At 60.9% G+C, this 25,359-nt stretch carries 27 protein-coding genes and 2 pseudogenes; 9 read left to right on the forward strand and 20 right to left on the reverse strand.

The genetic code is table 11. The features are described from left to right. The first annotated feature begins 5 nt into the window (after positions 1 to 5). The 4 genes from NKI19_RS17185 to guaD all read left to right on the forward strand — a co-directional run bounded on the left by NKI19_RS17185 (position 6) and on the right by guaD (position 4,701). Positions 6 to 941: an ABC transporter permease gene (locus tag NKI19_RS17185; RefSeq protein ID WP_352489687.1), complete on the forward strand. Its 936-nt coding sequence runs from the start codon at positions 6 to 8 to the stop codon at positions 939 to 941. 7 nt (positions 942 to 948) lie between these two features. Then, the gene (locus NKI19_RS17190; RefSeq protein ID WP_352565717.1) at positions 949 to 2,349 is read left to right on the forward strand and encodes an 8-oxoguanine deaminase; all 1,401 of its coding nucleotides are present in this window, start codon (positions 949 to 951) and stop codon (positions 2,347 to 2,349) included. 23 nt (positions 2,350 to 2,372) lie between these two features. After that, positions 2,373 to 3,236, forward strand: a complete 864-nt coding sequence (locus NKI19_RS17195; protein ID WP_352489685.1) for an aromatic ring-hydroxylating dioxygenase subunit alpha — start codon at positions 2,373 to 2,375, stop codon at positions 3,234 to 3,236. A gap of 97 nt (positions 3,237 to 3,333) precedes the next feature. Next, positions 3,334 to 4,701 (forward strand): guanine deaminase, encoded by a 1,368-nt coding sequence (gene guaD, locus NKI19_RS17200; protein WP_352565719.1) that lies wholly within the window; start codon positions 3,334 to 3,336, stop codon positions 4,699 to 4,701. A gap of 36 nt (positions 4,702 to 4,737) precedes the next feature. Here the strand turns inward: guaD and NKI19_RS17205 are convergent, their stop codons facing one another. Further along, positions 4,738 to 5,793, reverse strand: coding sequence for an alpha/beta fold hydrolase (locus NKI19_RS17205; protein WP_352489683.1), 1,056 nt, complete (start codon positions 5,791 to 5,793; stop codon positions 4,738 to 4,740). 337 nt (positions 5,794 to 6,130) lie between these two features. Then, on the reverse strand, positions 6,131 to 6,715 hold the full coding sequence (locus tag NKI19_RS17210; protein WP_352489682.1) for a glutathione binding-like protein: 585 nt from the start codon (positions 6,713 to 6,715) through the stop codon (positions 6,131 to 6,133). A gap of 456 nt (positions 6,716 to 7,171) precedes the next feature. Here NKI19_RS17210 and petA point away from each other — a divergent pair, with 456 nt between their 5' ends. The 4 genes from petA to NKI19_RS17230 are packed head-to-tail and all read left to right on the forward strand — an operon-like array spanning position 7,172 to position 11,437. Further along, positions 7,172 to 7,648 carry a ubiquinol-cytochrome c reductase iron-sulfur subunit gene (gene petA / locus NKI19_RS17215; RefSeq protein ID WP_352489681.1) on the forward strand — a complete coding sequence of 159 codons (477 nt, stop codon included), beginning with the start codon at positions 7,172 to 7,174 and terminating at the stop codon, positions 7,646 to 7,648. A 14-nt stretch (positions 7,649 to 7,662) separates the two neighbouring features. Continuing rightward, positions 7,663 to 8,958, forward strand: coding sequence for a cytochrome b (locus NKI19_RS17220; RefSeq protein WP_352489680.1), 1,296 nt, complete (start codon positions 7,663 to 7,665; stop codon positions 8,956 to 8,958). A gap of 23 nt (positions 8,959 to 8,981) precedes the next feature. After that, positions 8,982 to 10,499, forward strand: coding sequence for a mechanosensitive ion channel family protein (locus NKI19_RS17225; RefSeq protein WP_352565721.1), 1,518 nt, complete (start codon positions 8,982 to 8,984; stop codon positions 10,497 to 10,499). Positions 10,500 to 10,525: 26 nt separating this feature from the next. Next, positions 10,526 to 11,437 (forward strand): pirin family protein, encoded by a 912-nt coding sequence (locus tag NKI19_RS17230; RefSeq protein WP_352489678.1) that lies wholly within the window; start codon positions 10,526 to 10,528, stop codon positions 11,435 to 11,437. Positions 11,438 to 11,503: 66 nt separating this feature from the next. Here NKI19_RS17230 and NKI19_RS17235 read toward each other — a convergent pair whose 3' ends face one another. The 9 genes from NKI19_RS17235 to NKI19_RS17275 form a co-directional block, all read right to left on the reverse strand. Next, complete coding sequence (locus tag NKI19_RS17235; RefSeq protein WP_352565723.1) at positions 11,504 to 11,935, reverse strand: DUF1810 domain-containing protein; 432 nt, start codon at positions 11,933 to 11,935, stop codon at positions 11,504 to 11,506. Between the two features lie 41 nt (positions 11,936 to 11,976). Next, a complete protein-coding gene (locus tag NKI19_RS17240) occupies positions 11,977 to 12,258 on the reverse strand; it encodes a GNAT family N-acetyltransferase (protein WP_352489676.1) in 282 nt (93 codons plus the stop codon). A 54-nt stretch (positions 12,259 to 12,312) separates the two neighbouring features. Continuing rightward, positions 12,313 to 13,047: a sensor histidine kinase gene (locus NKI19_RS17245; protein ID WP_352489675.1), complete on the reverse strand. Its 735-nt coding sequence runs from the start codon at positions 13,045 to 13,047 to the stop codon at positions 12,313 to 12,315. Positions 13,048 to 13,174: 127 nt separating this feature from the next. Then, complete coding sequence (locus NKI19_RS17250; protein WP_352483844.1) at positions 13,175 to 13,612, reverse strand: CBS domain-containing protein; 438 nt, start codon at positions 13,610 to 13,612, stop codon at positions 13,175 to 13,177. A gap of 137 nt (positions 13,613 to 13,749) precedes the next feature. After that, entirely contained in the window at positions 13,750 to 14,271 is a 522-nt protein-coding gene (locus tag NKI19_RS17255) for a carboxymuconolactone decarboxylase family protein (RefSeq protein ID WP_352489673.1), read from the reverse strand. Between the two features lie 270 nt (positions 14,272 to 14,541). After that, positions 14,542 to 14,988 carry a hypothetical protein gene (locus NKI19_RS17260; RefSeq protein WP_352565725.1) on the reverse strand — a complete coding sequence of 149 codons (447 nt, stop codon included), beginning with the start codon at positions 14,986 to 14,988 and terminating at the stop codon, positions 14,542 to 14,544. A 252-nt stretch (positions 14,989 to 15,240) separates the two neighbouring features. Beyond that, the gene (locus NKI19_RS17265; protein ID WP_352489671.1) at positions 15,241 to 15,642 is read right to left on the reverse strand and encodes a cupin domain-containing protein; all 402 of its coding nucleotides are present in this window, start codon (positions 15,640 to 15,642) and stop codon (positions 15,241 to 15,243) included. A gap of 76 nt (positions 15,643 to 15,718) precedes the next feature. Continuing rightward, a complete protein-coding gene (locus tag NKI19_RS17270) occupies positions 15,719 to 16,477 on the reverse strand; it encodes an SDR family oxidoreductase (protein ID WP_352489670.1) in 759 nt (252 codons plus the stop codon). 65 nt (positions 16,478 to 16,542) lie between these two features. Beyond that, positions 16,543 to 17,334 carry an alpha/beta fold hydrolase gene (locus tag NKI19_RS17275; RefSeq protein ID WP_352489669.1) on the reverse strand — a complete coding sequence of 264 codons (792 nt, stop codon included), beginning with the start codon at positions 17,332 to 17,334 and terminating at the stop codon, positions 16,543 to 16,545. Positions 17,335 to 17,806: 472 nt separating this feature from the next. On the opposite strand from NKI19_RS17275, the gene NKI19_RS17280 reads away from it, so the two are divergent. After that, positions 17,807 to 18,034, forward strand: coding sequence for a DUF680 domain-containing protein (locus NKI19_RS17280; RefSeq protein ID WP_352489668.1), 228 nt, complete (start codon positions 17,807 to 17,809; stop codon positions 18,032 to 18,034). 265 nt (positions 18,035 to 18,299) lie between these two features. Here the strand turns inward: NKI19_RS17280 and NKI19_RS17285 are convergent, their stop codons facing one another. From NKI19_RS17285 to NKI19_RS17315, 9 genes and pseudogenes are all read right to left on the reverse strand, one after another. Continuing rightward, positions 18,300 to 19,049 (reverse strand): glucose 1-dehydrogenase, encoded by a 750-nt coding sequence (locus NKI19_RS17285; RefSeq protein ID WP_352489667.1) that lies wholly within the window; start codon positions 19,047 to 19,049, stop codon positions 18,300 to 18,302. A 112-nt stretch (positions 19,050 to 19,161) separates the two neighbouring features. Beyond that, on the reverse strand, positions 19,162 to 19,524 hold the full coding sequence (locus NKI19_RS17290) for a hypothetical protein (RefSeq protein ID WP_352489666.1): 363 nt from the start codon (positions 19,522 to 19,524) through the stop codon (positions 19,162 to 19,164). A 50-nt stretch (positions 19,525 to 19,574) separates the two neighbouring features. Continuing rightward, positions 19,575 to 20,555: an alpha/beta fold hydrolase gene (locus NKI19_RS17295; RefSeq protein ID WP_502899298.1), complete on the reverse strand. Its 981-nt coding sequence runs from the start codon at positions 20,553 to 20,555 to the stop codon at positions 19,575 to 19,577. A gap of 567 nt (positions 20,556 to 21,122) precedes the next feature. Beyond that, on the reverse strand, positions 21,123 to 21,806 hold the full coding sequence (locus NKI19_RS17300) for a response regulator transcription factor (RefSeq protein ID WP_352489663.1): 684 nt from the start codon (positions 21,804 to 21,806) through the stop codon (positions 21,123 to 21,125). After that, the gene (locus NKI19_RS17305; protein ID WP_023716983.1) at positions 21,796 to 22,185 is read right to left on the reverse strand and encodes a response regulator; all 390 of its coding nucleotides are present in this window, start codon (positions 22,183 to 22,185) and stop codon (positions 21,796 to 21,798) included. The genes NKI19_RS17300 and NKI19_RS17305 overlap by 11 nt, the downstream gene beginning before the upstream one ends. A gap of 2 nt (positions 22,186 to 22,187) precedes the next feature. Further along, complete coding sequence (locus NKI19_RS17310) at positions 22,188 to 22,829, reverse strand: response regulator transcription factor (protein WP_352489662.1); 642 nt, start codon at positions 22,827 to 22,829, stop codon at positions 22,188 to 22,190. Further along, on the reverse strand, positions 22,826 to 23,221 hold the full coding sequence (locus NKI19_RS32855; protein WP_502899302.1) for a sensor histidine kinase: 396 nt from the start codon (positions 23,219 to 23,221) through the stop codon (positions 22,826 to 22,828). The genes NKI19_RS17310 and NKI19_RS32855 overlap by 4 nt, the downstream gene beginning before the upstream one ends. An 87-nt stretch (positions 23,222 to 23,308) precedes the next feature. Then, positions 23,309 to 23,485: pseudogene (locus NKI19_RS32860) on the reverse strand (histidine kinase dimerization/phospho-acceptor domain-containing protein); the annotation flags it as partial. 30 nt (positions 23,486 to 23,515) lie between these two features. Beyond that, a pseudogene (locus NKI19_RS17315) lies at positions 23,516 to 25,261 on the reverse strand (MASE1 domain-containing protein); the annotation flags it as partial. Positions 25,262 to 25,359: the final 98 nt, after the last annotated feature.

The raw sequence follows: 25,359 nt of genomic DNA on the forward strand, positions 1-25,359 counted from the left end.
CACCCATGGACATGATCGCCGGACTGATCCAGACCTCCATTCTCGCCGGCGGCGTGCTGGCGCTGGCGGCGCTGGGCGAGACGCTCGCCGAGCGCGCCGGCGTTGTCAATCTCGGCGTCGAAGGGCTTATGGCGCTCGGTGCAATTACTGGCATCGCGGTCGTCGTCGCCACGCCGCACCCTATGCTCGGCTTCGTCCTTGCGCTTGCCGTCGGTTTCCTCGTTGGCTGCGTCTTCGCTGTTGGAACCGTCGTCGTCAAGGCGAACCAGGTGTTGTGCGGCCTGGCGCTGACGCTGATGGGCACCGGCATGGCCGCAACGATCGGTCGCGCCTATTCCGGCATGCCGGCGCCGGCGACTTTCGCGCCGATCGCTATTCCCTATCTTAGCGACATCCCGCTGCTCGGTCGCGCGATCTTCACACAGAACATCCTTGTCTACCTGATCTACATCGTCCTGCCGGTTGTGCTGCACTACATCATGTTCCGCACGCGCCACGGGCTGAACATGCGCGCGGTGGGCGAAAACCCCGCGGCAGCCGACGCCGCCGGCATTTCGGTGCAAAGCATCCGCTTCTGGTATGTCGCCGCGGGTTCGGCGCTGGCGGCCGGCGCCGGCGCTTACCTCACGCTTGCCTTCGTTCCCTCCTGGTCGGAAGGCGTCGTGGCCGGCCGCGGCTGGATTGCCGTCTCTCTCGTCATCTTCGCAGGCTACCGGCCCCTCAACGCCGTGCTGGCCGCTCTGCTGTTCGGTCTCATCACCTCTCTCGGCTTCGTCGGCCAGGCACGCAACTGGCCGATAGCGGCGCCGATCCTGTCGATGCTGCCCTATCTCGGCACGATCGCCCTGATCATCGTGCCGGTGCTTGCCTGGCAGCGCATGCGCCGGGTAATGGCCGCGCCGGCTGCTCTCGGCGAACCCTATTTCCGCGACATGCGTTGAGACCATCATGCCCCGCCTGCTTGTCAAGAACATCGATCTGCTCGCCACCTTCGACGATACGCGCCGCGAGATTTCCGACGGCGCCTTGTTGATCGGCGGCAACGTCGTCGAGGCGGTCGGCACCACCGCGGAACTCAGTGCCTGCAGCGCCGACGAGGTGCTCGACCTGTCGGGCCATGTCGTCATGCCGGGCATGGTGAACACGCATCATCATATGTACCAGAACCTCACCCGTGTGATGGCTCAGGACGACGAGCTGCTTGTCTGGCTGAAGACGCTCTATCCGATCTGGGCCGAGCTCGACGACGATGCGATAGGCGTCTCGGCGCGCGTAGCGATGGCCGAGCTCATCCATTCGGGCTGCACGACCAGCTCCGATCACCTCTACATCTTGCCCAACAACTGCACGCTCGACGCGACGATCGATGCGGCCCGCGATATCGGTCTGCGTTTCCACGCTGCGCGTGGAGCCATGTCGCGCGGCGAAAGCCAGGGCGGCCTGCCGCCGGATCGCTGCGTCGAAAAGGAAGAGGATATCCTGAAGGATGCCGAGCGGCTGATCGGCAGCTATCACGACGCGTCGCGGCATTCGATGAGTCGCATCATCGTGGCTCCTTGCTCGCCCTTCTCGGTGACGCCGGAGCTGATGCGCGATGCGGCATCGCTGGCGCGCAGCCACAAGGGCGTAAACCTGCATTCGCACCTTGCCGAAGAGCTTTTCGAGGAGAAGTACTGCCTCGAAATCTATGGCAAGCGGCCGGGCGAGTTCGCCGAATCCGTCGGCTGGCTCGGTGACGACGTCTGGTTCGCCCACTCGATCTTCATGACCAGCGACGAGATCGACCGCTTCGCCGAAACCGGCACCGGGGTCGCCCATTGCCCGTCGGCCAACATGCGCTGCGGCCAGGGCATCGCGAAGATCCGCGAGATGCTCGACAAGGGCGTGAAGGTCGGCCTTGGCGTCGACGGCTCGGCCTCGAACGACACGTCGAACCTGTTCATGGAAGCGCGGCTGGCGCTGATGCTTCAGCGTGTCGCGCCGCACCACTATCTCTCCGAAAAGCCCGGCGGCCGCGGCGGCTTCGGCGGCACGCCGACCGCTCTGTCCGCGCGCGAGGCCCTCGAAATGGCGACGCGCGGCGGCGCTGCCCTGCTCGGCCGCAATGACATCGGCCATCTCGCGCCCGGCATGTGCGCCGACTTCATCGCGGTCAAACGCAGCCAACTCGGCCTTTCCGGCACCGAGCGCGACCCGCTCGCCGCGCTGGTGCTTTGCGGACCTTTCAAGGTCGACTATTCCTACATCAACGGCCGGCAGATTATCGCGAGAGGCGACTTCGCCTCCTTCGATGTCGAGGCGGCGATGGCCGACCACCGGGCCGTGATGGACCGCATCTATCGGCAGTGAGACAGCACAGAAAGGACGCAACAATGACCATTAAGCGAGCTGCGGAGCAGGCGGCCCTCGATCAATGGTATTGCATTGAAGCGGTGAACGAGATTCCGGTCGGCACGATGCCGAACCGGCTTCTGGGCATCGATCTGTTGGTAGCCCGCGATACGGCAGGCGCGGTCAATGTGTCGCGTGCCGGTGACGGCAGCCAAGTCCCGGCCAAGGAACGCTACGGCTATCTATGGATCACGCTCGGCATGCCGGCCGGCGATGTGCTGTCGATCCCGGAGGCCTATGAGGACGACCGCCGGCCTGTCGTTTGCGGAGCAATCGCGGTAAAGGCGTCCGGCCTCCGCATCGTCGAGAATTTCCTCGACATGGCGCATTTCCCCTTCGTCCATACCGACATATTGGGCGCCGAGCCGCACACGGAAGTGCGGCATTATACAACCGAAATCCGCCGCGACGTGGATGAGGTATGGGCGACCAACTGCGAATTCTTCCAGCCGCAGGCAGCACTCTCGGCGACCGGCGGCATCATGACCCAATACATGTACCGGGTCGCCAATCCTTTCGCGGTGATGCTCTACAAGACCTGCCCCAACTCGGCTACCCGGTGGGACGTGATCTGCCTGTTCGTGCAGCCGCTCGATCCGGACCGCTGCCGCGCACACCCCGTCATGTTCCTGATCGACGACGCATCGACCACGACCGAACTGGTGCAGTTCCAGCAGCTCATCTTCCTGCAGGACCGCATCATCCTGGAGAACCAGCGGCCACTTCTTTTGCCGCTCGAGCCGCGCGCGGAAATCCCGACGCGGGCCGACGGCTCGTCGATCGCCTATCGCCGCTGGCTGAAGGAGAAGGGCATCACCTATGGCACGACGGCGCAAGCCGCATGAGCAGCCCTTCCGCTATTGTCATCGGCATCGACGGACGGGCAAACGCGCTCTGGCGCTTCGCGACGGCAGTGCGTAACTGTTCTTCGGCGGAGGACAGGTGAGCGACCTGAGCGGCAAGACGCTTCTGGCCAGCGGCTTTCACGCGCCGGAGCGCGGGCTCGTGGAAGAGTTGCGCCATGCCCTGATCGCAGTCGATCAATCAGGCATCATCGCCTCGGTGCTGCATCCGCATGATGCCGGCTATGACGAGGCGCTGGAGGCCGCGCGCCGGACCGGTTCGCTGGCGACCTTGCCGGCGCAGAGTTATCTGCTGCCCGGCTTCGTCGATCTTCACGTGCACGCGCCACAATATCCGCAGCTCGGCCGGGCGCTGGACGTGCCGCTCGAGGCCTGGCTTCACAAACACACGTTTCCCCTGGAGGCGCGCTACGCCGATCTCGCCTTCGCCCGGCGCAGCTACGGCCTGCTGGTCGACGACCTGATCGCCAACGGCACGACCACAGCGCTCTACTTCGCAACCATCCACCAGGACGCGACAAGGCTGCTCGTCGACATCTGCCTCGAACGCGGACAACGTGCGCTGGTCGGCAAAGTGGCGATGGACAATCCCGACGAATGCCCGGCCTATTATCGCGATACCTCGGCGGACGCAGCCATCGATGGCACGCGCGCTCTGATCGACTACGTGCATGGGCATCCGGACAATGCTGCGGGACGGGTAAAGCCGGTCATTACGCCGCGCTTCATCCCCTCCTGTACCGACGCCGCCCTCGAAGGGCTCGGCACGCTCGCACAGGAATGCGGCTGCCATGTGCAGACGCATTGCTCGGAGAGCGACTGGGCGCATGGCTACGTGCTGCAGCGCCACGGGATCAGCGACACGTCGAGCCTTGATCGCTTTGGCCTGCTGCGCGCCGGCAGCGTGCTCGCGCACGCCAATTTCATCACGCTTGCCGACATGGAGACGATCCGCGTGCGCAAGGCGGCCGTGGCGCACTGCGCCGTTTCCAACGCCTATTTCGCAGGCGCCGTGTTCCCGTTGAGGGCGGCCCTCGAGAAGGGTGTCAAGGTCGGGCTCGGCACCGATATTTCCGGGGGACCGAGCGCCTCGATGTTCGATGCGATGCGCGCGACGGTCATGTCGTCGCGCATGCTGGAAACCGGCACCGACCCGGCGCTAGCGGCCGAGGCGCGCGGCACCGCCGGAACAGCCCGCGTCGACTTTCGCGAGGCCTTCCACCTGGCGACGGCAGGCGGCGGCGCGGCACTCGGCTTGCCTGTGGGGCGATTCTCGCCTGGCTACCATTTCGATGCGATCCTGGTCGACACCGCCGCGCCCAGAGGCACAATTCACCTGTGGGACGAACTCGACGACGGCGACGGCATCCTTCAGAAGATCGTCTACTCCGCTTCCAGGGCCAACATCGCGTCGGTCTGGGTCGGCGGGAGAGCTGTTCTCGCCTAAGCCGACAGGAAGCTGTGCCGAGAACCAGAATGGATCTCAGTATTCGCCGACGTCGATGACAGCCTGGGCAAAGGCTTGCGGGGCTTCTTGAGGCAAGTTGTGGCCGATACCACCCGTGATGATCCGGTGCGTGTATCTGCCCGAGAATTTCTTGGCGTAGGAACTGCTGTCGGGATGGGGTGCGCCATTGGCATCACCCTCAAGGGTAATGGTCGGCACTGTGATCACGGGAGCTTCGGCCAGCCGGTTTTCCAGACCGTCATATTCCGGTTCGCCCTGCGCCAGGCCGAGCCTCCAGCGGTAATTGTGAATGACGATGCTGACGTGATCCGGGTTGTCCAGGGCTGGGGCGCTACGCTGGAAGATCGCATCGTCGAAATTCCACTGCGGCGAAGCGAGTTGCCAGATTAGTTTGGCGAAATCGCGCGTGTATTTCTCGTAGCCGGCGCGGCCGCGATCCGTGGCGAAGTAATACTGATACCACCATTGAAGCTCCGTCTCCGGTGCCAGCGGCACCATGCCGACCTGCTGATTTCCGATGAGATAGCCGCTCACCGAGACGATCGCCTTGCAACGCTCAGGCCAGAGCGCGGCGACGACATTGGCCGTTCGGGCGCCCCAGTCGCAGCCGGCGATCATGGCCTTTTCGATCCCCAGCGCATCCATCAGGGCAATCGTATCCGCGGCGAGCGCCGACTGCTGGCCGTTGCGCATCGTCTCGTCCGACAGGAAGCTTGTAGTGCCGTAACCGCGCAGGTAGGGCACGATCACGCGGTACCCCTTTGCGGCAAGCAAAGGAGCGACGTCGGTGTAGGTGTGAATGTCATAAGGCCAGCCATGAAGCAGGATCACAGGGGCACCTTCGGCCGGCCCCAGCTCCGCATATCCGACGCTCAGTTTTCCGGCATTGACCCGTCTGAGCGAGCCGAATGATTTCTGCGTGGCTTGCGTTGCAGATGCCCTTGCCTCGACCATCCAAGTGGCTGCCGGCGCGCTCAAGCCGAGTTCGGTGGCGGCGAGCGTCATTGCTGTTGCACCAACAATGCGCCGGCGGCGATGATCGACCGTCTCGGGAGCCTTACTCGCATTCATGATGAAGCCTCTATGATGACCAACAAGCGGGAACGACTAGACCGGCCGCCACATCGGCCTACAGGAAATATTGCGCTTATTTCGACGGTGACTGCGGCGAATCCAGGATTGTAACCACTCGGCCAGGGGGCAGTGCGGCGAGCTCTGACTGAATGTCGGTAAGGTCCAGCGTTTCCTCGATTTCCCTCCGGAGAAATTCGAGACGTAGGCCACCCCCGCGCTTGGAAGCGGCTGGATGTAGCATCCGCAGGAACGGCAGCATGAGAATGACTCCTGATCTTCTGTTGGGGCGAGAGGATATGTTGCGTCTGATCTTATGTTCGGAGCCACCCCGGCTTCAGACGAGGCCCTCACGATCCATTGCGATGCGCACGGCCGGCCGGGCAGCCATTCGGGCGCGGAGCGCTTGCAAAGGCGCGGGAACAGGGACGTGGAAGCGCGCCGCCCAAAGCAGCATCACGAAAAGATAAAAATCCGCGACGCTGGGTTTGTCGCCGAACAGATAGTCGGTCTCGAGCCCGTCAGCGAAGAACTCGAGTTGGCTCGTAATCGTCGCGCTCGCCTTGGCCTTTTCGGCATCGCTGCTTTGGTGCCACATCGGCTTGAAGCTTCGGTGTATTTCAGTTGAGACGTAGGCCAACGCTTCGAGAAGGCGGGTACGGCCCAACGGCCCCGCCGCTCCCAGTGCCGGGTATTGCGACGCAATCCAGTCGAGGACGGCGATATTTTCCGTCAGCGTTTCGCCGCTTTCCAGCACGAGGGCTGGAACATAGCCCTTGCGCGTGACGGTAGTGAAATCATCCCCGGAGCCCGTTCGTTTGGTCTTGAGGTTCACGCTTTCGCGCTCGAAGGAAACACCCGCTTCTTCCAGTGCGATGTGGTCCGCCAGGCTGCAGGCGAGAGGGCTGTAATAGAGTTTCACCGCTTTTCCCTTTTTCGGAACCCGATTGAATCGCGCTGGTCCTCGCCGGGCGGAAAACCTGCCACGCGAGACAGCCGCCCCAGAAACTCGCACCTGGCGGAGACCACGACTACAACACCGACAGCTAGACGTGCCTATGCCGAGGTATGGTCGGGCTGAAGTTCGGGGATCGCCGTGCGCAATGCCGGGGCGCGTGCCAGCTCAGTGACCAACGGTTATCTCGAGAGATCCAGAACCTTCCATGATGGCATCATCGCCAGCCCGGCCAGTCCTTCGCTCAGGAAATCCTAAACGAAAGTATTGGACGCACGTGCCGTTGGCACGATGGCTCACACCCGGCCACGGCCGGCATATTCCGCGCGGCATGAGCAGACTGGAAAGGCGAAAGCCGTGGCCTGCTTTTGCTCGATTGCCACCAACGCGATGACGCAGCTTCCAACAACAGGAGTCGCTATCATGGCCGACCTTTCCGAAACCTCCACAGCCGAGCACACATTGCGCGTCGAAGCGCCCGCCGCGATCGAGGTCGACGTCTCCTCGCTGACGCCGGGAACGTCGCTGATCGTCGACTGGCACGGCAAGCCGGTGGTCGTACGCAACCGCACCGAAAGAGAGAGGAAGGAAGCCGAGGCGGTCAGTCTCGCCGAGCTCAAGGATCCAATCGCCCGCAACGCCAACCTGCCGGCCGATGCGCCGGCAACCGATGCCAACCGAACCACGCCGGGCAAGGAAGCCTGGATGGTGATGGTCCAGGTCTGCACCCATCTCGGCTGCATCCCGCATGGCCAGGAAGGCGATTTCGGCGGCTGGTTCTGCCCATGCCACGGTTCCGTATACGATACTGCCGGCCGCATCCGGAAGGGGCCGGCGCCGGAGAACATGGCGGTACCGGTGTTCCAATTCGTTTCCGACACCAAGATCCGCATCGGTTGAGGCGGGGCATTTCGATGAGCGGCAACAAACACTCGACCTATACGCCCAAAACCAGAATCGAACGTTGGTTCGACGCCCGCCTGCCGCTGCCGCGGCTGGTGCACGACAGCTTCATCGTCTATCCCGTCCCGCGCAACCTGAACTACGCCTATACGTTCGGCGGCATTCTCACGATCATGCTGGTTTCACAGATCCTGACCGGCATCGTGCTGGCGATGCATTACGCACCTGATACGGGGCTGGCCTTCAATTCGGTCGAGCAGATCATGCGCGACGTGAATTCGGGCTGGCTGCTGCGCTATCTCCATTCCAACGGCGCGTCGTTCTTCTTCATTGCCGTCTACATCCATATCTGTCGTGGGCTCTACTATGGTTCGTACAAGGCGCCGCGTGAGTTGCTGTGGGTGCTCGGTTGCACCAACCTCCTGCTGATGATGGCGACGGCCTTCATGGGCTACGTGCTGCCTTGGGGACAGATGTCGTTCTGGGGCGCTACTGTCATCACCAACTTCTTCACCGCCGTCCCACTGGTCGGCGACTGGCTCCAGCAGCTTTTGCTCGGCGGCTTCGCGGTCGACAATCCGACGCTGAACCGCTTCTTTGCGCTGCATTACCTGCTACCATTTGTGCTTGCAGGCGTGGTGACCTTGCATATCTGGGCGCTTCACGTCGTTGGCCAGAACAATCCGACCGGCATAGAGGTCAAATCGAAGACCGATGTCGTGGACTTCACGCCCTATGCCACCGTCAAAGATGCCTTCGGCATCCTCGTGTTCCTGTTCTTCTTCGCCTATTTCGTCTTCTACCTGCCGAACTATCTCGGCCATCCCGACAATAACAGCATTGCCAACCCGCTGAAGACGCCGGCCCACATCGTGCCGGAATGGTACTTCCTGCCGTTTTACGCGATCCTGCGCGCCATCACCTTCAATATCGGGCCAATCAACTCCAAGCTCGGCGGCGTGCTCTGCATGTTCGGCGCGATCGCGGTGCTGTTCCTGGTGCCCTGGCTCGACACCTCGAAGGTACGCTCGGCTGTCTACCGGCCCTGGTACAGGGTGCTCTTCTGGCTGTTCGTTGCCAACGCCCTCTTTCTCGGCTGGCTCGGCTCCCGGCCGGCGGAAGGCGCATACGTCGTCATGTCCCAACTGGCGACGCTTTACTATTTTGCGTTCTTCATCGTCGCCATGCCGGTGCTCGGGCTGATCGAAAAGCCGCGACGGCTGCCGAATTCGATCACCGAAGCAGTTCTCGAAAAAGACAAGGCCAGCGGCAGAGGCCCGATCGCCCGGCCGGAGACCAAACATTGAACTGGGCATCGCGGTGATCGTTCATGAACTGGTGGAACTCTCCTCTGGTCTACATCGTGTTGCTCGGCCTCGCCGGGATCGTCGTTTGGACCGTCATCCCCAGACGCTTCGCCAATGCGAAGCTGGTCGTCCAACTTGGCTTTTTCGTCGCGATGTCGGCCATGGTTCTCGACCTGCGCGTCGTGCCATACGAGGCCGCAGGCGACAACGAGACAACCGGAGGAGCGATCCTCATCGGCTCGGTCAAGCTGCTCTGGTGGGTTCACCTTGCCTGGGCGCTGATCGGATTTGTCCGTATCTATCTCGTCTTTGAGCGAAAGCCGCGCGAGGCACGTCTCCTGCAGGACGTCGTGGTCGGTGTCGTCTACGCTGGAATGTTCCTGTCGATCCTGGCGTTTGTCTTTGCAGTGCCGGTCGGAACGCTCATCGCCACGTCGGGTGTCTTTGCCGTCATTCTGGGACTGGCGCTCCAGAATACGCTTGGTGACGTATTTTCGGGGATCGCGCTTAACGTCGGCCGCCCTTACGTGCTTGGAAACTGGATCATTCTGGGCGACGGAACCGAAGGCCGCGTTGTCGAGACCAATTGGCGGTCGACTCAACTCCTGACCCCGACCCACAATGTCGTCGCGCTGCCAAACAGCCTTCTCGCCAAGATCGGGGTAACAAATTTAAGCGGTCCGGACGAGAGCCATGGACTTGCCGTAACCGTCAAGGTGGCGCCGACAAAGACGCCGGCGATCATCGTAGATCTCATGCGCACTGTCTTGCTGAGCTGTAATTCAATCCTCCAGGACCCTCCGCCTTCGGTTACCATCAGAAGCCTGGATGCCGCAGCTATCGAGATAGAGTTGTCGTTTCGCGTCGCAAGTATTGACCAGCGAAGTGCCGCTCGGAACGACATCTTCGATCTCATTTATCGCCATTCAAAGTCGACCGGCATGCTGCTGGCGCAGCCGCTTTCGGCTTCGATTGCCATGACCAACCGGCCGAGCGACGAGACGGCAGCGTCGCAAGGCTTCACCCCAATCGAACTCATCAATTCCATACCGGTATTCTCGGCACTGACGGGTACCGAGCAGGAGTCGCTCGCCAAAGCGGCCTCGGTTCGCAGCTATCACAAGGGCGAGATCGTCGCACGACAGGGAGAGATGCTGCCGTCGCTCATGATCGTACGGACGGGAGTCATCGTCCGGCAAATTGGCGGGGACGATGATCAACTGCAGGAAATCGGCCGGCTTGCACCCGGCGATTTCTTCGGCGAGACAGGCTTGCTCGCCGGCATTGGCGAGATGTCGAGTTTGCGGGCAATGACCCCCGTCACGGTTTACGAGATAGACCAGGAAAGCTTTGCACCGCTGCTGCACGACAGGCCCGAAATGGCCGAAGATCTTGCCGCGATCCTGTCGATGAGGGTGTCGGCTTTTAATGAAAGCGGCATTGCCGGACAGCACCACGCGAGCTCCAAATTCGCGCTCCTCAAAGCCATTCAGACAGTCTTTCGCGCCGCTCCGTTCAAGCGCGTTCGAGCACCTGGCTGACAAGGCATGCAGAAGGACAGAGATCCATGACCATCCGCCACAGCGATATCACAGGCATCGATACACTCATCCAGCCGACTATCCGTGATTTTGCGGACGGAATGAAGATAAGGCGCGTATTGCCCTCCTCGAATCGCCTCATGGTCGGGCCCTTCATCCTGTTCGACCATTTCGGCCCCGCTATATTCGACGCAGGTCACGGTTTCGATATGGGACCGCATCCGCATATCGGCGTTGCGGCCGTGACCTACCTGATCGATGGCGAGATCGTCCATCGCGACAATTTCGGTAAAGTGCAGACCATCCGTCCTGGCGAGGTCAACTGGATGACGGCCGGGTCGGGCATCGTCCATTCCGAGCGCACGCCACCGGAAGTCCGGGCATCGGGAAGCAATCTCTTCGGCGCTCAGGCTTGGATCGCCCTCCCCTCCCGCTATGAAGAAATTGCTGCCGATGTCGTACATTTTGGCGCCCCCGAAATACCGAGGATCTGTGCCGACGGCGTCGAGTTTACGTTGATCGCCGGCGCGTCCGACGGGTTGGTCTCGCCGGTAAGGACGTTCTCCGACATGGTCTATGCCGAAATTGTGCTCACGAGCGGTGCCCGATACCAGGTGAAACCCGAACACCGTGAGCGTGCGATCTACATCGTCGCCGGTGAGGTTGGAATTGTCGGCCAGTTCGGTACGTTTCATGAGGCTGAATTGATAGCTCTGGCGCCCGGCGCTGAGATTGTGCTCCAGGCGCCTGCCTTCCATGCGGCGAGACTGATGCTGATAGGAGGCGAGCCCCTTTCCGAGCCACGTCACATCTATTGGAACTTCGTCTCGTCTTCAGCCGAACGGATCGAGCAGGCAAAGGCGGATTGGCGCGAACGCCGCTTCCCCGGCGTGCCGGGAGAGCACGAGCTCATGCTTCTGCCAGATGGCAGCGTGTAAGGGATAAGGCAGCGGATGGTGACCTCTGCGCCGCGAGGGCTTTACGCCGGTGGCGCAGGCGGACCACTAGGACATCAAGTAGAGATCGTTCATCGTTTCCTCATCGAGCAAACCGTCGAACCAGACGTCGAAGATTGTCTCGAGCAGGAACTCGTCGTTGCTTGCTTCGGAAAACAGCGTGAGGGACGCGTGCAACTTCTTCGCATCAACGTCACCGAAGACTGCGCGAGCGCTTAGGCCGGAGAGCCGCTGCAGGGTGCCAACGCATTCCCGATAACGGCCTCCTAGGATCGGAAATGAGAGATAAGCGCTGGCCTCGTCGAGCGATGTGATTGCATATGGCTCAGGCGCAGTACCGGTTCGCCTGGTGGCCAACCTTGGAAAGATGAACTCCATGTAGGGAGTGCACATCATTCCTCGACGGAGAATAGCCAGCGCGTCGTCGTAGACCGGATCCTGTGCGCTGACGAACCTCTGCAAATCATACTCGTCGTGCATTTGGATAGATCCCTGGGAAACCCTCAACATCCGTGCCCTGACTAGCCGTCGACGACATCCGCGTAGTCCGGGTGCTTGGCGAAAAAACGGCTCATGAAGGGACATTTCAAGATCGCTTTACGGCCGGTTTTGCGGAGCAGTTCTAAGGTCCCTTCGGCCAATCGCGACGCGATCCCTTGTCCGGAAAATTCCGACGGGACTTCGGTGTGTATCAGCGCGACCTTCCCGCCCTCGAGCCGATAGTAGGCCGCCGCAAACCTATCGCCGGCGATCGGCAGCTCGAAACGGTGCTGTTGAACGTTTTCAACGACTTGTGCATCCATCTTTATCTCTCGATTGTATGTCACGTCTGTCACCGGAGACAGATTGGCCGGCCGCTATCGCACCGCAGGCAGCCGCAGAGTGACGGTCGTGCCTGCCCCAAGCGTGCTTTGAATATCGATGCTTCCGCCTGATTGCTCGGCAAAGCGCTTCACCATAGGCAACCCGACGCCGCCGAGGCCTTCGCTTTTGGTGGTGAAGAACGGATCGAAGGCGCAGACCATTGTCTCGCTGGTCATTCCGATACCGTTGTCCGCGACACGGATATCTACCTGACCGGTGGTAGAGCTTTCAGAGGCCAAGCCGGCATCGATCGAGATCAAACCGCCGTCAGGCATTGCATCGCGCGCGTTGAACAGAAGGTTCAGAACCGCATTTTGCAATCCAAAGCGATCGCATCTCACCAAGGGCAGGTCCGGCCCCACCCGAAGCTCAAGATCGAAATTGGCAGCCAAGGCGCTTCGCACGAGGGTTTCGATCTCAGCCAGGCAAGCACCTACGTTTGTGCATTCGATTTCCGCGTGGCTCTCTCGAGCCAGGCTGATGGTTTGCCGGACAAGGCTCCCAGCCCGTTCCAAAGCCGTTTTGGCGCCGGCAATTACAGGCCCAAGCGCCGGAGCCGCCTGGATGCTCGGATCGCGGGCCAGGTGATTCAACGCCGACGAGGCGACCTGAATGAGATTGCCCAGATCATGGACGATGCCGGCGGTCGACATTTGCACGGACATATCACTTCCAGGACCATCGGGCGGGCTGTCGAAGACATCTTCTTTTATGTCCGGACGAAGCATTTCATTCCCCGCTGGCTAAGTCGGCACCTATTTTCTTCAATACGCTATAATCTGCAGAATTTACTTTCCATTATGTCCAGGAATATGCCGATGCATACTTATGTATATCCAAATGCGAGACCATGATCTATTGATAGCCGATCCCGCTGATGTAGTTGGCAAGCAGCCGTTCCTGCAGCTCCTCTTGTTTGAAGAGCGCCTTCATCGCATCGCGGATATCGAGGACGCCTAGCGGTTTCGAGTCAGCCCCGAGCACCGGCACATTCTGAAGGCCTTGCGCGGCCATGGTCTGCCAGACCGAATGAAGGTCGTCATCGGGACCACAGGACACGATGGACCTGCTCATCAATGCCGCAATCGGCGCTTCTGTTGGCCCTGAATTCGCCAGATGGCGGACAAGGTCGGACTTGCTCAGCACGCCTGCCGCCTCCCCGCTGCCGTGGCACACCACGACCAGGCCTATTGCGGGCCTGGAAAGTGAGAGTGCTGCACTGCGGAGTGGAGCGTCGACATCGATCACCATGAGACGGGCCGATATTACTGGATGCAGACTGTCAATGCGCATGACGCCCTCCTGAGAGCGCCTCGCGGCCGCGGCCGGGAGGTTGGGATCGGTTCCGTTGTTGGTCGCCGAGTTCGGCGCCTTCGCCTGGCCGGTCAGAATGGCGCGCTAACAAGCGCCATTCTGACCCATTCCAAAGATTAGCTTAGTGCTGCTTTGCTCAGGCCAAACTTCGCATCGCCTGAGCCCGGGACGGGTTTGAAGCCGATGTTCAGACGGTTCCAAGAGTTGACCGCCATGACGACGAAGGTCAGATCGGAGATTTCCTTCTCGGAGAGCTGCGACCTGACCCGATCGTAGATCTCGTCCGGGACACCCTGCTCGGGCAGCTTGGTCAAGACTTCCGTCCATGCCAAGGCTGCACGCTCGCGAGGAACGAACAAGGTCGAATCCCGCCAGGCTGCCAGATGGTAAAGGCGCAGTTCGCGCTCGCCATGAATCTTTGCCTGTTTGACGTGCATATCAAGGCAGAAGGTGCACCCGTTCAGCTGCGCGGCTCGGACTGCAACAAGGTCGCGGATCGGTTCTTCGATCGACCCCTCTCGCGTCGCACCAAGAAATTCAATAAATTTCTTCAGAAGTTCCGGCGACTGCTCCGCATAACTCGCGCGTTGGGCGGCGGCTTTTCCTTTCGGAGCGACCGGTGGCGCTGCAATATTCATTACTTATCTCCTTTAGGTGTTTGCAATCCATTGCAGCCTAAGGATGACCAGTGAGCCAAAATGTTGCTGTCGTGCCGGTGATATGTATTGCCAATCGATTGGTTTGGGGCGCCTAAACCGAAGTATAGGAGGTGGAAATCGGCACCCAGAACGCTGCGCTCGGCAATTCGCTTTGACGCAGGCATGCGACAGGCGCACAGCGTTTGGGTCATATGAAGGGCTCGGCTGATCTGGCCGGCGTCGATCGAGAGACCTGGATCGAAACTGCGTTCACTCTTCGAAGGGAGCGTTCATCACAAGATCAACTGCCGAAGTCGCCTTGTAGCCTGAAACAAAGCGCTCGCCGAAGTCCCGGGCAAAGTTGTCGTAGGTGGTTTCCGGCCTGACCTCGGCGATATGGCAAAAGCATCGGGTCATCCGTCGCTTCATTTGGAGGCGTGGAAACTCACCGATGATCTTTGCAAACTCGGCTGACGAAACGAGGCTGTATTGCAAGCCGACGACATCCAGGCAGATGCCGGCTGTGCAAAGCGCCACCTCAGCCTCCTTGTAGAGGCCGATCGACGGTGTCGAGTTGAGGGCAACGCTGTCCCAGATCAATTGGGCGCGCCGCTCGTCGAAGCCGCCTTCCCGAACGAAGGTGCGGGCAAGATCGGCGCCTTCCACTTCGAACCGGCGCGGCCCGGCGAAGTCCTCATTGAGCGTGATATCATGCAACAGGGTTGCAACGGCAACAACCTCCGCGTCGTGCCGGATATTCTGAATCTGTCCGATCCGGGCCGCGAAAAGCCAGGATCGGACCACGTGGTTGAACAAGTAGGGTTCACATCGCTGGCGGGCATGTTCGATCGCTCGGCCAACAAGCGGTGTATCGGGGACCGAAATCCCCGCAAGTGTGCGGCTGGCGATCGAATTCATGTCACTGACCGTCCCTTCGCATACGCCCCGATGGTCCCAGGGGCTACGATTTCATTTCGCGTTCGTCGTCAGTTCCGTCTCGCTGGTGTCGACGACGAAAATAGCAAGCAGGCGAGCGCCTTCCGTCTTGCTGGCGTTTTCGCTGACGGCATGACGGTCGCCCGGGAATTCCGAGAAACTCTCGCCGGCGCGATAAGTCTTCACCGGTCCATCGTTGACCTGGCTTCGGATCGCCCCCTCAAGGACCGTGGCATAGATGAACGCGGATTTGGGATGGGTATGGGCCGGCGACGTGCCCCCCGGCGCGTACTCGACGAGCACGGCTTTCATGCTCTTGCCGGGCACGTTTGGAAGGGCCTGGTCGTAGACAAGCTTCACACTGTCCACGTCTTTGGCCATTGCTGCGGTCACGGAAGCGGCGGTGAGCGCGGCGCAGAGAAGTGTTTTGATCATGTCTGGTCTCCTTGTTGTAATGCGAATGGTGGGCCTATTTGTTGTAATGCGAATGGTGGGCCTATCCGATGATTGCTTACTTCGGTGGCGTGTATCGGCTGAGCCAATCATCGAAACGCACGGCGCCGATGCGCGCATTCTCGCCGGGCACAAGCGTTCGATCGTCGATTGCCACTTGGCCGTAGTAGAGCGCGCCGGGATCCGGGACGACTTTGCGCGGGTCGTTGGTGGCCTTCAGGAAGCGCTCGACAAGTTCGCTCATGCGAACACGCTCCGGGCCGGCAATTTCGATCATGCCGTTCAACGGGGCGGTAAGCGCGACGTCCGCCATGGCATCGGCAACATTATCAGCCGCCATGGGTTGGAAGTAGGCCGGCGACATATGAATGGTATCTCCGACGGCGCCCGTGTTTGCGATGGCGGCGGTGAATTCGAAGAACTGAGTGGCGTGAACGATTGTGTACGGAATTCCGGACTCCCTGATCAGCTTTTCCTGAAGCAACTTGCCGCGGAAATAGCCCATGCCCTGCAGCCGGTCGGTACCGACGACCGACAGCGCCACGTGATGACGGACGCCGGCGGCCGTTTCGGCCGCAAAAAGATTACGCCCGGATGCCTCGAAGAACTCCAGGGCAGCCTTTTCCTCGAACGACGGCGAGTTCGCGAGGTCGACGACGACCTGCGCACCGGCAAGCGCGGCCGCCAGACCCTCTCCCGTAACGGTGTTGACGCCCGAATTCGGCGACGCCGCAAGCACGTCGTGTCCTTTGTTTCGCAGTCTCTCCACGGTCTTTGAACCGATCAGCCCGGTTCCGCCGATGACGACGATCTTCATGTCTAGTCTCCTGGTGTTGCGTGTTTATTTTCGTTGCTCGATCGGATGCTGGCGTTTCCGGCCCGCTACTGACTGACCGATGCAGCAGCGTCCTCGATGAGTGACGTGACCTCGTCGGGATGCGAGACCATGAGCGCGTGCGACGCACCCTCGATGGCGACGGTCTTTACCGCGTGCGCACGCTTGGCCATGAAGCTCATGACGGCTGCCGGGATGTTGCGGTCATCGGAGCCGTAGATCATGTAGGACGGCAGCGTCTTCCATGAGGCGACGCCCGAGGCTTCAGCCAGAGCCGTCTGCGCAACAGGGCGTTGAGTGGCAGCCATCAGCAAAGTCTGCTCTTGCGGAACGTCGGCGGCGAACTGGGCGCGGAACTTGGCCGGCTCGATGAAGAGGTCTTGTCCGCCGTCCGGCAACGCGACTGGAGCAAGCGCGCTCCCCAAGGTGCTGCCGGGAAACATGCTGGACAACGTAAGGCTCGATTCGCCGGTATCCGGCGCGAAACCCGCCACGTAGACCAAGGCCTTCACATTGGGATTGCCATTGGCAGCCTCGGTGATGACAGGCCCGCCGTAGGAATGCCCCACCAGCACGACCGGCCCGGAAACCGACCGGACGATGGCTGAGACTGCTTTCGCATCGCTGGCAACGCCGCGGAGCGGATTAGCTGCGGCTATCGCTACATAACCGTCTTTGCTGAGCTTGGTGATGACTGCGTCCCAGCTCGACGATTCCGCAAAGGCGCCGTGCACCAGTACGATCGTCGGCTTGGGCTGAGAATTCGCCCCCTGCGCCATCCCGCCGCCCGACGCGGCAAGCGCCGCTGTGAGCGCCAGGACTCGAGTTATGTTTCGCATTTGCTTTCTCCCGTGTGGCCTGTGGTGACCAATGCTCAGGAGAATGCGCCGACGCGGCCCGCCAACCTATTGTGCGGAAGGGTCTGTCATACAATGCCAAGGTGCAGGGTAGGTCACCAGGGAGATCAGGTGCCCTGCAGCATGATTGAGGTATCTATGCCGGGTGTGCATTGTCGGCAGTCGCAGGAACAGACACTGAGGGCGCGCGGCCCGAGAGCTTTGTTTGCAGGACGCCGCTGCTGGCGCGGCCGATAGGTCGAGTGCTGGTAAGCCGGCCGGATCGAACACGATTTCCGCCTGACAATGCTCGGCCCGGCAGCAAAAGCCTCCTCTCGCCAATGACATAGTCCCTGGCCTTCGGCCTGCATCGCCCAACGCCTTGGTATGGGTCAAACAGCCGGACCGTCTGATCGTGTCGCTGCGTCACGGCATTTATATTTGCATGGGTGAATGTACCAATGGAGTTACCAAAATGAAAATGACAGTCCTTGCTGTCGCCGCGCTTGTTATTACAGCAGGAAGCGCCATTGCCGGAAGCGACCACTATGGATCAAGCGGAGCCCAGCAGCCTGCGACTGCGTCTAACAACACGTATACATCCTCAATCAAAAAAATGAACAACGATATCGGGGTGCCGAAAACCGTACGCAAGCCGACTGTTCCCAACGATGAATATGGCCAGGGCATCTGGGGTCACTGATCCCGACCTACAGAAAATTGAAGGACCGGGGCGTGACCTCGGTCCTTCCGTCGTATCGGCGAGCCGACTTCCCTCTTGCGCATCGATCCCTGCAATGCGACTTGCCGCTTACGTCGCTCAATTTGCACCAGGTCGACGAAACGTCTTGCCTCCGACCTATTTGGCGGGATTCGTGCGGCAGCTTCCCGGAAAATCGTCGTGAGGAAGACCGATTGCTCAGGCGTTATTCGGCAGTCTATTGGCGCGACGACATCGCAGTCATGGCTCAGAGCACTGCCATCCCGCCGTCGACCCGCAGATTGATGCCCGTGACGAAACTGCTCGCGTCCGAGGCAAGGAACAGGGCGGCTTTTGCCAGCTCGTCCGGCTGCCCCATCCGGCCAAGGGGTATTGCCTCCGCCATCGCCTTTTCAAACAGCCCGCGCTGCTCAAACGGTATGCCTAGCTTATCGAGAATAGCCGTATCCACCGGACCTGGGCTGAGCACGTTGACCCGGATGCCGCGAGACTTCAGTTCGATCGCCCAAGCGCGCGCAAAGGCATTTATTGCCGCCTTCGAGCCCGCGTAAACAGCATGACCGTCCAGAACCTTCTCGCTGGCCAGCGAGCCTGTGAGGATGATTGCGCCGCCGTTCCGCATGATCGGAATCAGCTTCTGGACGCCGAAGAAGACGCCTCGCGTGTTGACGGCAAATTGCGCATCATATTCTGCCTGGGAGACGTCGGCCGAGTGCGTGATGGTGTTTATGCCGGCGTTCGCCATATAGATGTCGAGCGTCCCGAACCTCTGGAGGATCTGCTGCGCGACCTCATCATGGTGCGCCACGTCGGCCACATTTCCCTGAATGCCCAGCGCGCCTGCCCCGATCTGTGCGACCGCTTCCTCGACCGCCTGCCGCCGGCGGCCGGTAATGACGACTTGTGCGCCCTCGGCCGCAAAGATTTTTGCAGCGGATAGTCCGATCCCGCTGTTTCCGCCGGTGACCACCGCGATCTTGCCCGAGAGTGCGCCCATGTCGTTCCTGCCTTCGAAAAATTGTGCCGTTGCAGCTGAGATAGTCGCAACTGCTGCCAAGAAAATTTCACGCCGAATTGAGACCGCCAAAATGAGCTGCAATCGCAAACGGCTACCGATTGATAAACTCCCGGCGCTTAGCCAGTTTGATGTCTTCGAGAGCGCTTTGGCCTTCAAGGCAGAACAAGCGCGCGGCGACGACCCCTGACAGCGCGACGTAGTGTCGAACGCCGGCGATCGCCTCCGCGCTGCACAGGCGCAGTTGCCCGAATGGCAGCCGTGGCGCAGCATATGTTTCGCGCCTTTGCCAGCGCTCCAGCTCGATGGCGCAGTGGTTCGGTTCCACAATCCGGGGCATGAGCCGGCAGAACCAGCATTCAGGCCACCGCTCGGCTATGCGAGCGCACAAGGTTTGACCTGGCGCGCCACCTGAAATGCGATTCAGGGCGCGCGAAATACTGCCAAAGGTGGTCATCGGCGGCTCCAGGAAATTGCGGAGAACGTGCGGTCGTGACTGAGGGCGTGCTATCCTTTGATGAAGGCGAGCAGGTCAGCATTGACCTGATCCTGGTGCGTGGCCGTGATCCCGTGGGGCGCGCCGGGGTAATAGACGTCCTTTGCGCCTTTGATCAATCGGGCCGACTTGACTGCCGAGTCCTTGACGGGGACGATCTGATCGTCCTCGCCATGCAGGACCAGGGTTGGTATGTCGAACTTCTTGAGGTCCTCGGTAAAATCGGTCTCGGAGAACGCCTTGACGCTTTCGTACGCGTTCACGAGACCCGCCTGCATGCTCCAGAGCCAGAACTGATCCAGAATCCCCTGGGAAACCTTGGCGCCTGGCCTGTTCGCGCCGTAAAACAACGGTGCGAGGTCCCGGTAGTACTGCGAACGATCCTTGACGAGGCCAGCCCTTATGCCGTCGAATACGTCGATCGGCAGGCCTTCCGGATTGGCCGGCGTCTTCACCATGATCGGCGGAACAGCGGCGATAAGAACAGCCTTGGCCACCCGCTTCGTCCCGTGCCGTCCGATATAGCGAGCAACCTCGCCTCCTCCGGTGGAATGGCCGACCAGCGTGGCGTCCCGGAGATCCAGCGCCTCGATCACGGCTGCAAGATCGTCCGCATAGCCGTTCATGTCGTTGCCGGACGTGGCCTGGCTCGATCGGCCATGGCCGCGCCGGTCATGCGCAACGACGCGAAAGCCGTTATGGGCAAGAAAGAGCATCTGGCCGTCCCAGGCGTCGGAATTCAGCGGCCATCCGTGCGAGAACGTGACGACAGGACCCTTGCCCCAATCCTTGTAGTAGATTTCGGTGCCGTCCTTGGTCATGATGGTGCTCATCGTCTTGGTTCCTTTGATTGAGGGCGAAGAGGAAAGGTTTTGTTTTCGGCTCGCGGCCGAAGCAGCGCGGGGCAGTCCGGCGGCAGCGGTGGCGATCAGGCCCGCCAACAAGACATCGCGGCGAGATCCGCCGACGGAGAAAAGTCCGTCTTTGTTCATCATGTCCATCCATGTGCTTTGAACATCCTGCTCACCATCACGACCGTCGAGTCGGCCTGTGCGGTCGCGTTCGGGGAGGAGCGAGCGAGGAGCGCTCGAAACCCGACGGTCGTGATGGCTTGCGAGGAACAGGATGCATCGATCCGGGCCGCGAACCTATTCGACGGAAGCATCTGTCATACGATGCCAAGGTGCAGGGCAGGCACGCCGAGGATAGGGCCGGGCTAAGGCAAGCTCTTATAGACACACGTCAATTTAGGCTTGGTAGCGGCGCGGGGACCGACGCGGCATGGCCGGCGTCAGTTGCTGTTGCATGAAATGTTGCGAGTTATCGGTGGGACTGGCACCGCAAAAGAGCGCCGCCCAGTGGTAGCGATGTTGGCACGGGCCTTGCCCCGACACACCAATAGGACCACCTGATGTACATCAGGACTACCTGCAGCAGCACGAGCGTGCCGACGGGCAGGAAGGCTGGTGCGCGCTGAAGAAACAATTTCCCACAGCCTGAAACAGCCGGGCGCGCTGGGCGATCCTATTGGATGGGGCATGGATCGGCTTGTGCCAATTCTAGACCTCGCGCATCGGCGCGGGCAGCGTTTCCCACGCCCGGATCAGCTCACCGATGGAAGCGGCTTCCATTTTGCGCATGACATTGCCGCGGTGAAGCTTGACCGTCACTTCACTGATGCCGAGGTCGAAGGCGACCTGCTTGTTGAGGCGCCCGCGCGCCACTTCACGCAGAACCTCGCGCTCGCGCGGCGTTAGCGTCTCGACGCGCTCGATGTTGCGCTTGACGATCACCGCATCCGCCCGCCGCTTGGCGTCCACCGCAATGCCCGCGATCACGGCGTCAAGCAGCGTCTGATCGCGCACCGGCTTGGTGAGAAAGTCCACGGCGCCGGCCTTCATCGCCTGGACAGTCATCGGGATGTCGCCATGCCCGGTCAGGAAGATGATGGGTTTGGGGTTGCCGTTTTTCGCAAGATGGTGCTGCAGATCGAGACCGCTCGTCCCTGGCATGCGCACGTCGAGGATCAAGCAGCCGGGGCTCTCCAACACGTCGGCGTCAAGCAATTCACGGGTCGAGGTAAAGCACACCGGCAGGAAACCCGCCGACAGGATCAATTCAGACAGCGCCTCCCGGACAGAGGCATCATCATCGACAATAATGACCAGCGGCTGCTCGGCTTCAACCCTTCGCTGCTGTGATGACGGCGTCGATCTCCGTAAGGGCAATTGGTCAACTCTCATGTTTAGCCTCCGTTTCTGGGTTGCGTAAAGCGTCGCCGATCGCCGCAAGCAGTGCCTGGCCATCGAATGGCTTGCGAAAAAGCCCGCCAATGCCCTTGGCGCGGTGCTGATCCACTATCTCGTGGCGGCCGGTGATCAGGAACACAGGCAGGTCCGGACGCGCCTTCTTGACCAGGTCACGAAGTTCAAAGCCGTCCATGCCGGGCATCCCGATGTCGGTGATAAGCATGTCCAATCCAGACAGGCCGCTGACCAGCAATGCCCCCGCCGACGAGAAGCTGCGTGCCACATAGCCGGCGGACTCCAAGAGGTCCTCCAGCGACTCGAGCAGTCTTGGGTCATCGTCGACAATCGCCACGACAGGCCTCCGCTTGCTCACGCTCAGCTCCCCCCTGCCCGGCGCGAGTGCGTGATCGGTATTCCCAATCGCTCGGCGATGCGAACGAGGTCGGCGAGCGACGCCGCGACCATCTTCTGCATGACGTTCCTTCTATGAATTTCCAGCGTAACTTCGCTGATCCCCAGTTCAGCGGCGGCCTGCTTGTTGAGCAAGCCGCTGACCACCAGCGGCAGCACCTCCCGTTCGCGCGGCGTCAGCTCGAGATAACGTTGCTTCAACACGCCCAGCTCAGCGCGCTCCGATCGCTGTGCCCGATCCTGGGCAATCGCTGCATGGATTGCGGCCATGAGGTCTGCATCGCTGAAGGGCTTAGTCAGGAAATCTACGGCACCGTGCTTGATCGCACGCACGGAGGACGGGATATCGCCATGTCCTGTCAGGAAAACGATCGGCGGATGATCGCCCTCGGCAATCTGCCGCTGCAGATCGAGGCCGTTAATATCCGGCAACTCGATATCGAGGATGAGGCAGGCAGGGACGTCCGGCTTGTCAGCGCGGATATAATCGCCCGCCGATCCGAACGCTACGGCACGCATGTCGTGCGCGGCCAGAAGCTCACTGAGCGCCTCCCGGATGCGTTCATCGTCATCTACGATGAAGACAATTTGGCCGTCCGTCGTCATGACGCTGCTTTCGCTTCAATCGGCAACGTGAAGATAAACGTCGCTCCGCGCGGTTCGTTCTTCTCGACCCATAAACGCCCGCTGTGCGACTCGATGATCGAACGGCAGATCGCCAGTCCCATGCCCATCCCTTGCTCTTTCGTGGTAAAGAACGGTTCGAATATCCGGTCGGGAAACTCGACGCCCCGGCCGCGATCGCTGACTTCGGTCTGGACAACATCCCCGATATGGCGCACGCGGATTTTGATAACTCCGTCGTCCGCAACAGAGTCCATCGCCTCCATGCCGTTGCGGATGAGATTGACCAGAACCTGCTGGATTTGGACGCGATCGAACGCGACTAGCGGAATGTCGCTTCCGACATCTACGCCGATGCGAACGCCCCGCCGCATCGCTTCCTCGGCCACGAGGTCGCGTGCCTCTGCGATGACACTGCTGAGCGTCGCATTGGTCCTCGTCTCGGTGGATTGCTTGAACAGCGCGCGGATGCGGCCGACGACGTCCGCCGCCGAATTGGCGTCCCGGATAATGCGCTCGGCCGTAATCTTCGCGCGTTCGACGTTCGGCGGGACGGCACTCAGCCAACGGTGACATGCATGGGAATTGGCGACGATCGCGGCCAACGGCTGATTCACCTCGTGCGCGATCGAGGCGGAAAGCTCGGCGAGACTTGCAGCCTGAGTGGCTTGCGCGAGTTTGTCGGAGGCTTGTCGCAGCGCTTCCTGCGCGCGCACCTCTTCGTCGATGTCGAGGGAAACCCCGTACCATTGCACAACCGCCCCGTCTTCATCACGCCGCGGCTCGACCCTGCACTCCGCCCAGCGATAGCCATCTGTTTCGCGCCAACGAAACCGCATCGCGGAACCGCCGCCTGTTTCGAAACAGGTCAGCAACGTGCGCAGCACCTCGGGAGCATCTTCGGGATGAACCAGTTCTTGCAGCAATTCTTCGATGCGCGGCTCTCCGAGAGTTTCGAAATTGGCGATCACGGAGCGGAAATGGTCCTGGTATCGCTTGTTGAAGTAGACCGGCCCGCCAGTCGGCACCGCGCTCCAGATGCGGACCGGCACCGCGTCGATCATCTGCTGAAGCTGCAATTCGCTCCGCCGCAGGGCTTCTTCGGCTTGCATCTGATCGTCTATGTCGTGACAGAGGCCGTACCACTGGACGATGCGGCCAGTCTGATCGCGCATCGGCTCCGCCCGGCTCGACATCCAGTGATAGACGCAATCGGCGCGGCGCAAGCGATACCTCATGGAGAAGCGCTCACCGGTGGCGAGGCAGTGACTGAGCGCATCGCCGAATGCTGCTGTGTCGTCCGGATGGACGGTGGCCGCTATCATCGCCGCCAGCCGGCTGATGCCCTGTTTGTCCAAATCCGTTACGTCAAGGCCGAGAAAGTCGACCATTCGCTTGTTGAAAAAGGTCGGCTCGCCGTCCGGCGTCAGGCGCCAAACGTGGCTCGGAACCATGTCGACAAGCTGCGAGAGCTCCCGCTCCCGGTCGCGCAATGCCTCCAGGCTTTCGCGCAAAGTGAGCACCGCCGCCTGATGCTGCCGGGATATGGCGGCCACGACGAGCGCCGAAAATGCCGAGATGGCCAGAAAAAGCTGCAGCATGATCTGGTTGTGCTTCTGGGACTCGGGATCGCCGGCAAATTGGCTGGCGCCGGATATCGTGAATACCGCCGTGATCAGAGCGAGGACGGTCAATGCTACGGCGGCGCCTCTGAACTCAAAGCGCACCGCGGCCCAAAGAAGAGGCGGCATGATGATGTAGGCGAAGGGCAGATAGCTGCTCAAGGAAAGGGCGGCGATACCAAGAAAGATCAGCCCCAGGACGCAAGCTTCCATCCACCGCGCTGCCGAGAGCTGCGCCTTACCGCGCCAGTTCTGGAACACGACCAGCGCCAGTGGTGCTACGATCAGGACTCCCGTCGCGTCTCCGATCCACCACAGCGGCCAAGCCGTCGCAAAGGTTTGCGATTGTATGCCAAACCACGCAAGCGCCGCACTCCCCACCGTCGCGCTTGCGACTGGCGCAATTCCAGCGGCCAGTACGATGAAAGCAAGAACGTCCCGCAACGTTTCCAGCCGAACTGGGCGCTTGCAGGTCTGGTTCACAAGCCATGCGCCGGCCACCGCTTCAAGAGCGTTGCCGGCAAAGATCAGGAAGGCCGGGGGCAGCGGAGTGTGGAACCACAACAAGTTGCCGAACAGTTCGGCCAGACAGGCCCCCAGCACCCACCACGGCCAGCTATACCTGGAGGCGAAGACAAGCGTAGCGATGAACAGCCCGCTCGGAGGCCAAATGGAAATCCCGGTTCCAGATATGATTGCGAGCGACTGGGCGAATCCGCAGCCCAGGACATAGGCCGTAATAAAAAGCCCCAGGTGCAAGAGTTGGGGACGGTGCGACCAGACGCGCGACAACCTGCCTCTTTCAAGATCGCTGATCATGTTGCCGTCAATCACGCCCGATTCAATCGTCGCGAAAGGTCGGCCACTTCCCGGTCCGGATCGGTCCAAGT

This window comes from Mesorhizobium sp. M0751 (assembly GCF_040320265.1).
Taxonomy (GTDB): Bacteria; Pseudomonadota; Alphaproteobacteria; order Rhizobiales; family Rhizobiaceae; genus Mesorhizobium.

Coding starts and splice junctions, on each gene's coding strand:
- NKI19_RS17205 (WP_352489683.1), bottom strand. CDS start 5,793: ATGAATGCGAGTAAGGCTCCCGAGACGGTCGATCATCGCCGCCGGCGC.
- NKI19_RS17225 (WP_352565721.1), top strand. CDS start 8,982: ATGAACTGGTGGAACTCTCCTCTGGTCTACATCGTGTTGCTCGGCCTC.
- NKI19_RS17240 (WP_352489676.1), bottom strand. CDS start 12,258: ATGGATGCACAAGTCGTTGAAAACGTTCAACAGCACCGTTTCGAGCTG.
- NKI19_RS17285 (WP_352489667.1), bottom strand. CDS start 19,049: ATGGGCGCACTCTCGGGCAAGATCGCGGTGGTCACCGGCGGAAACAGC.
- NKI19_RS17290 (WP_352489666.1), bottom strand. CDS start 19,524: ATGACCACCTTTGGCAGTATTTCGCGCGCCCTGAATCGCATTTCAGGT.
- NKI19_RS32855 (WP_502899302.1), bottom strand. CDS start 23,221: ATGCGGCGGGGCGTTCGCATCGGCGTAGATGTCGGAAGCGACATTCCG.
- NKI19_RS17185 (WP_352489687.1), top strand. CDS start 6: ATGGACATGATCGCCGGACTGATCCAGACCTCCATTCTCGCCGGCGGC.
- NKI19_RS17250 (WP_352483844.1), bottom strand. CDS start 13,612: ATGCGCATTGACAGTCTGCATCCAGTAATATCGGCCCGTCTCATGGTG.
- NKI19_RS17275 (WP_352489669.1), bottom strand. CDS start 17,334: ATGCGAAACATAACTCGAGTCCTGGCGCTCACAGCGGCGCTTGCCGCG.
- NKI19_RS17295 (WP_502899298.1), bottom strand. CDS start 20,555: ATGAACAAAGACGGACTTTTCTCCGTCGGCGGATCTCGCCGCGATGTC.
- petA (WP_352489681.1), top strand. CDS start 7,172: ATGGCCGACCTTTCCGAAACCTCCACAGCCGAGCACACATTGCGCGTC.
- NKI19_RS17220 (WP_352489680.1), top strand. CDS start 7,663: ATGAGCGGCAACAAACACTCGACCTATACGCCCAAAACCAGAATCGAA.
- NKI19_RS17255 (WP_352489673.1), bottom strand. CDS start 14,271: ATGAATATTGCAGCGCCACCGGTCGCTCCGAAAGGAAAAGCCGCCGCC.
- NKI19_RS17265 (WP_352489671.1), bottom strand. CDS start 15,642: ATGATCAAAACACTTCTCTGCGCCGCGCTCACCGCCGCTTCCGTGACC.
- NKI19_RS17190 (WP_352565717.1), top strand. CDS start 949: ATGCCCCGCCTGCTTGTCAAGAACATCGATCTGCTCGCCACCTTCGAC.
- NKI19_RS17310 (WP_352489662.1), bottom strand. CDS start 22,829: ATGACGACGGACGGCCAAATTGTCTTCATCGTAGATGACGATGAACGC.
- NKI19_RS17300 (WP_352489663.1), bottom strand. CDS start 21,806: ATGAGAGTTGACCAATTGCCCTTACGGAGATCGACGCCGTCATCACAG.
- NKI19_RS17235 (WP_352565723.1), bottom strand. CDS start 11,935: ATGCACGACGAGTATGATTTGCAGAGGTTCGTCAGCGCACAGGATCCG.
- NKI19_RS17270 (WP_352489670.1), bottom strand. CDS start 16,477: ATGAAGATCGTCGTCATCGGCGGAACCGGGCTGATCGGTTCAAAGACC.
- NKI19_RS17230 (WP_352489678.1), top strand. CDS start 10,526: ATGACCATCCGCCACAGCGATATCACAGGCATCGATACACTCATCCAG.
- NKI19_RS17195 (WP_352489685.1), top strand. CDS start 2,373: ATGACCATTAAGCGAGCTGCGGAGCAGGCGGCCCTCGATCAATGGTAT.
- NKI19_RS17280 (WP_352489668.1), top strand. CDS start 17,807: ATGAAAATGACAGTCCTTGCTGTCGCCGCGCTTGTTATTACAGCAGGA.
- NKI19_RS17245 (WP_352489675.1), bottom strand. CDS start 13,047: ATGCTTCGTCCGGACATAAAAGAAGATGTCTTCGACAGCCCGCCCGAT.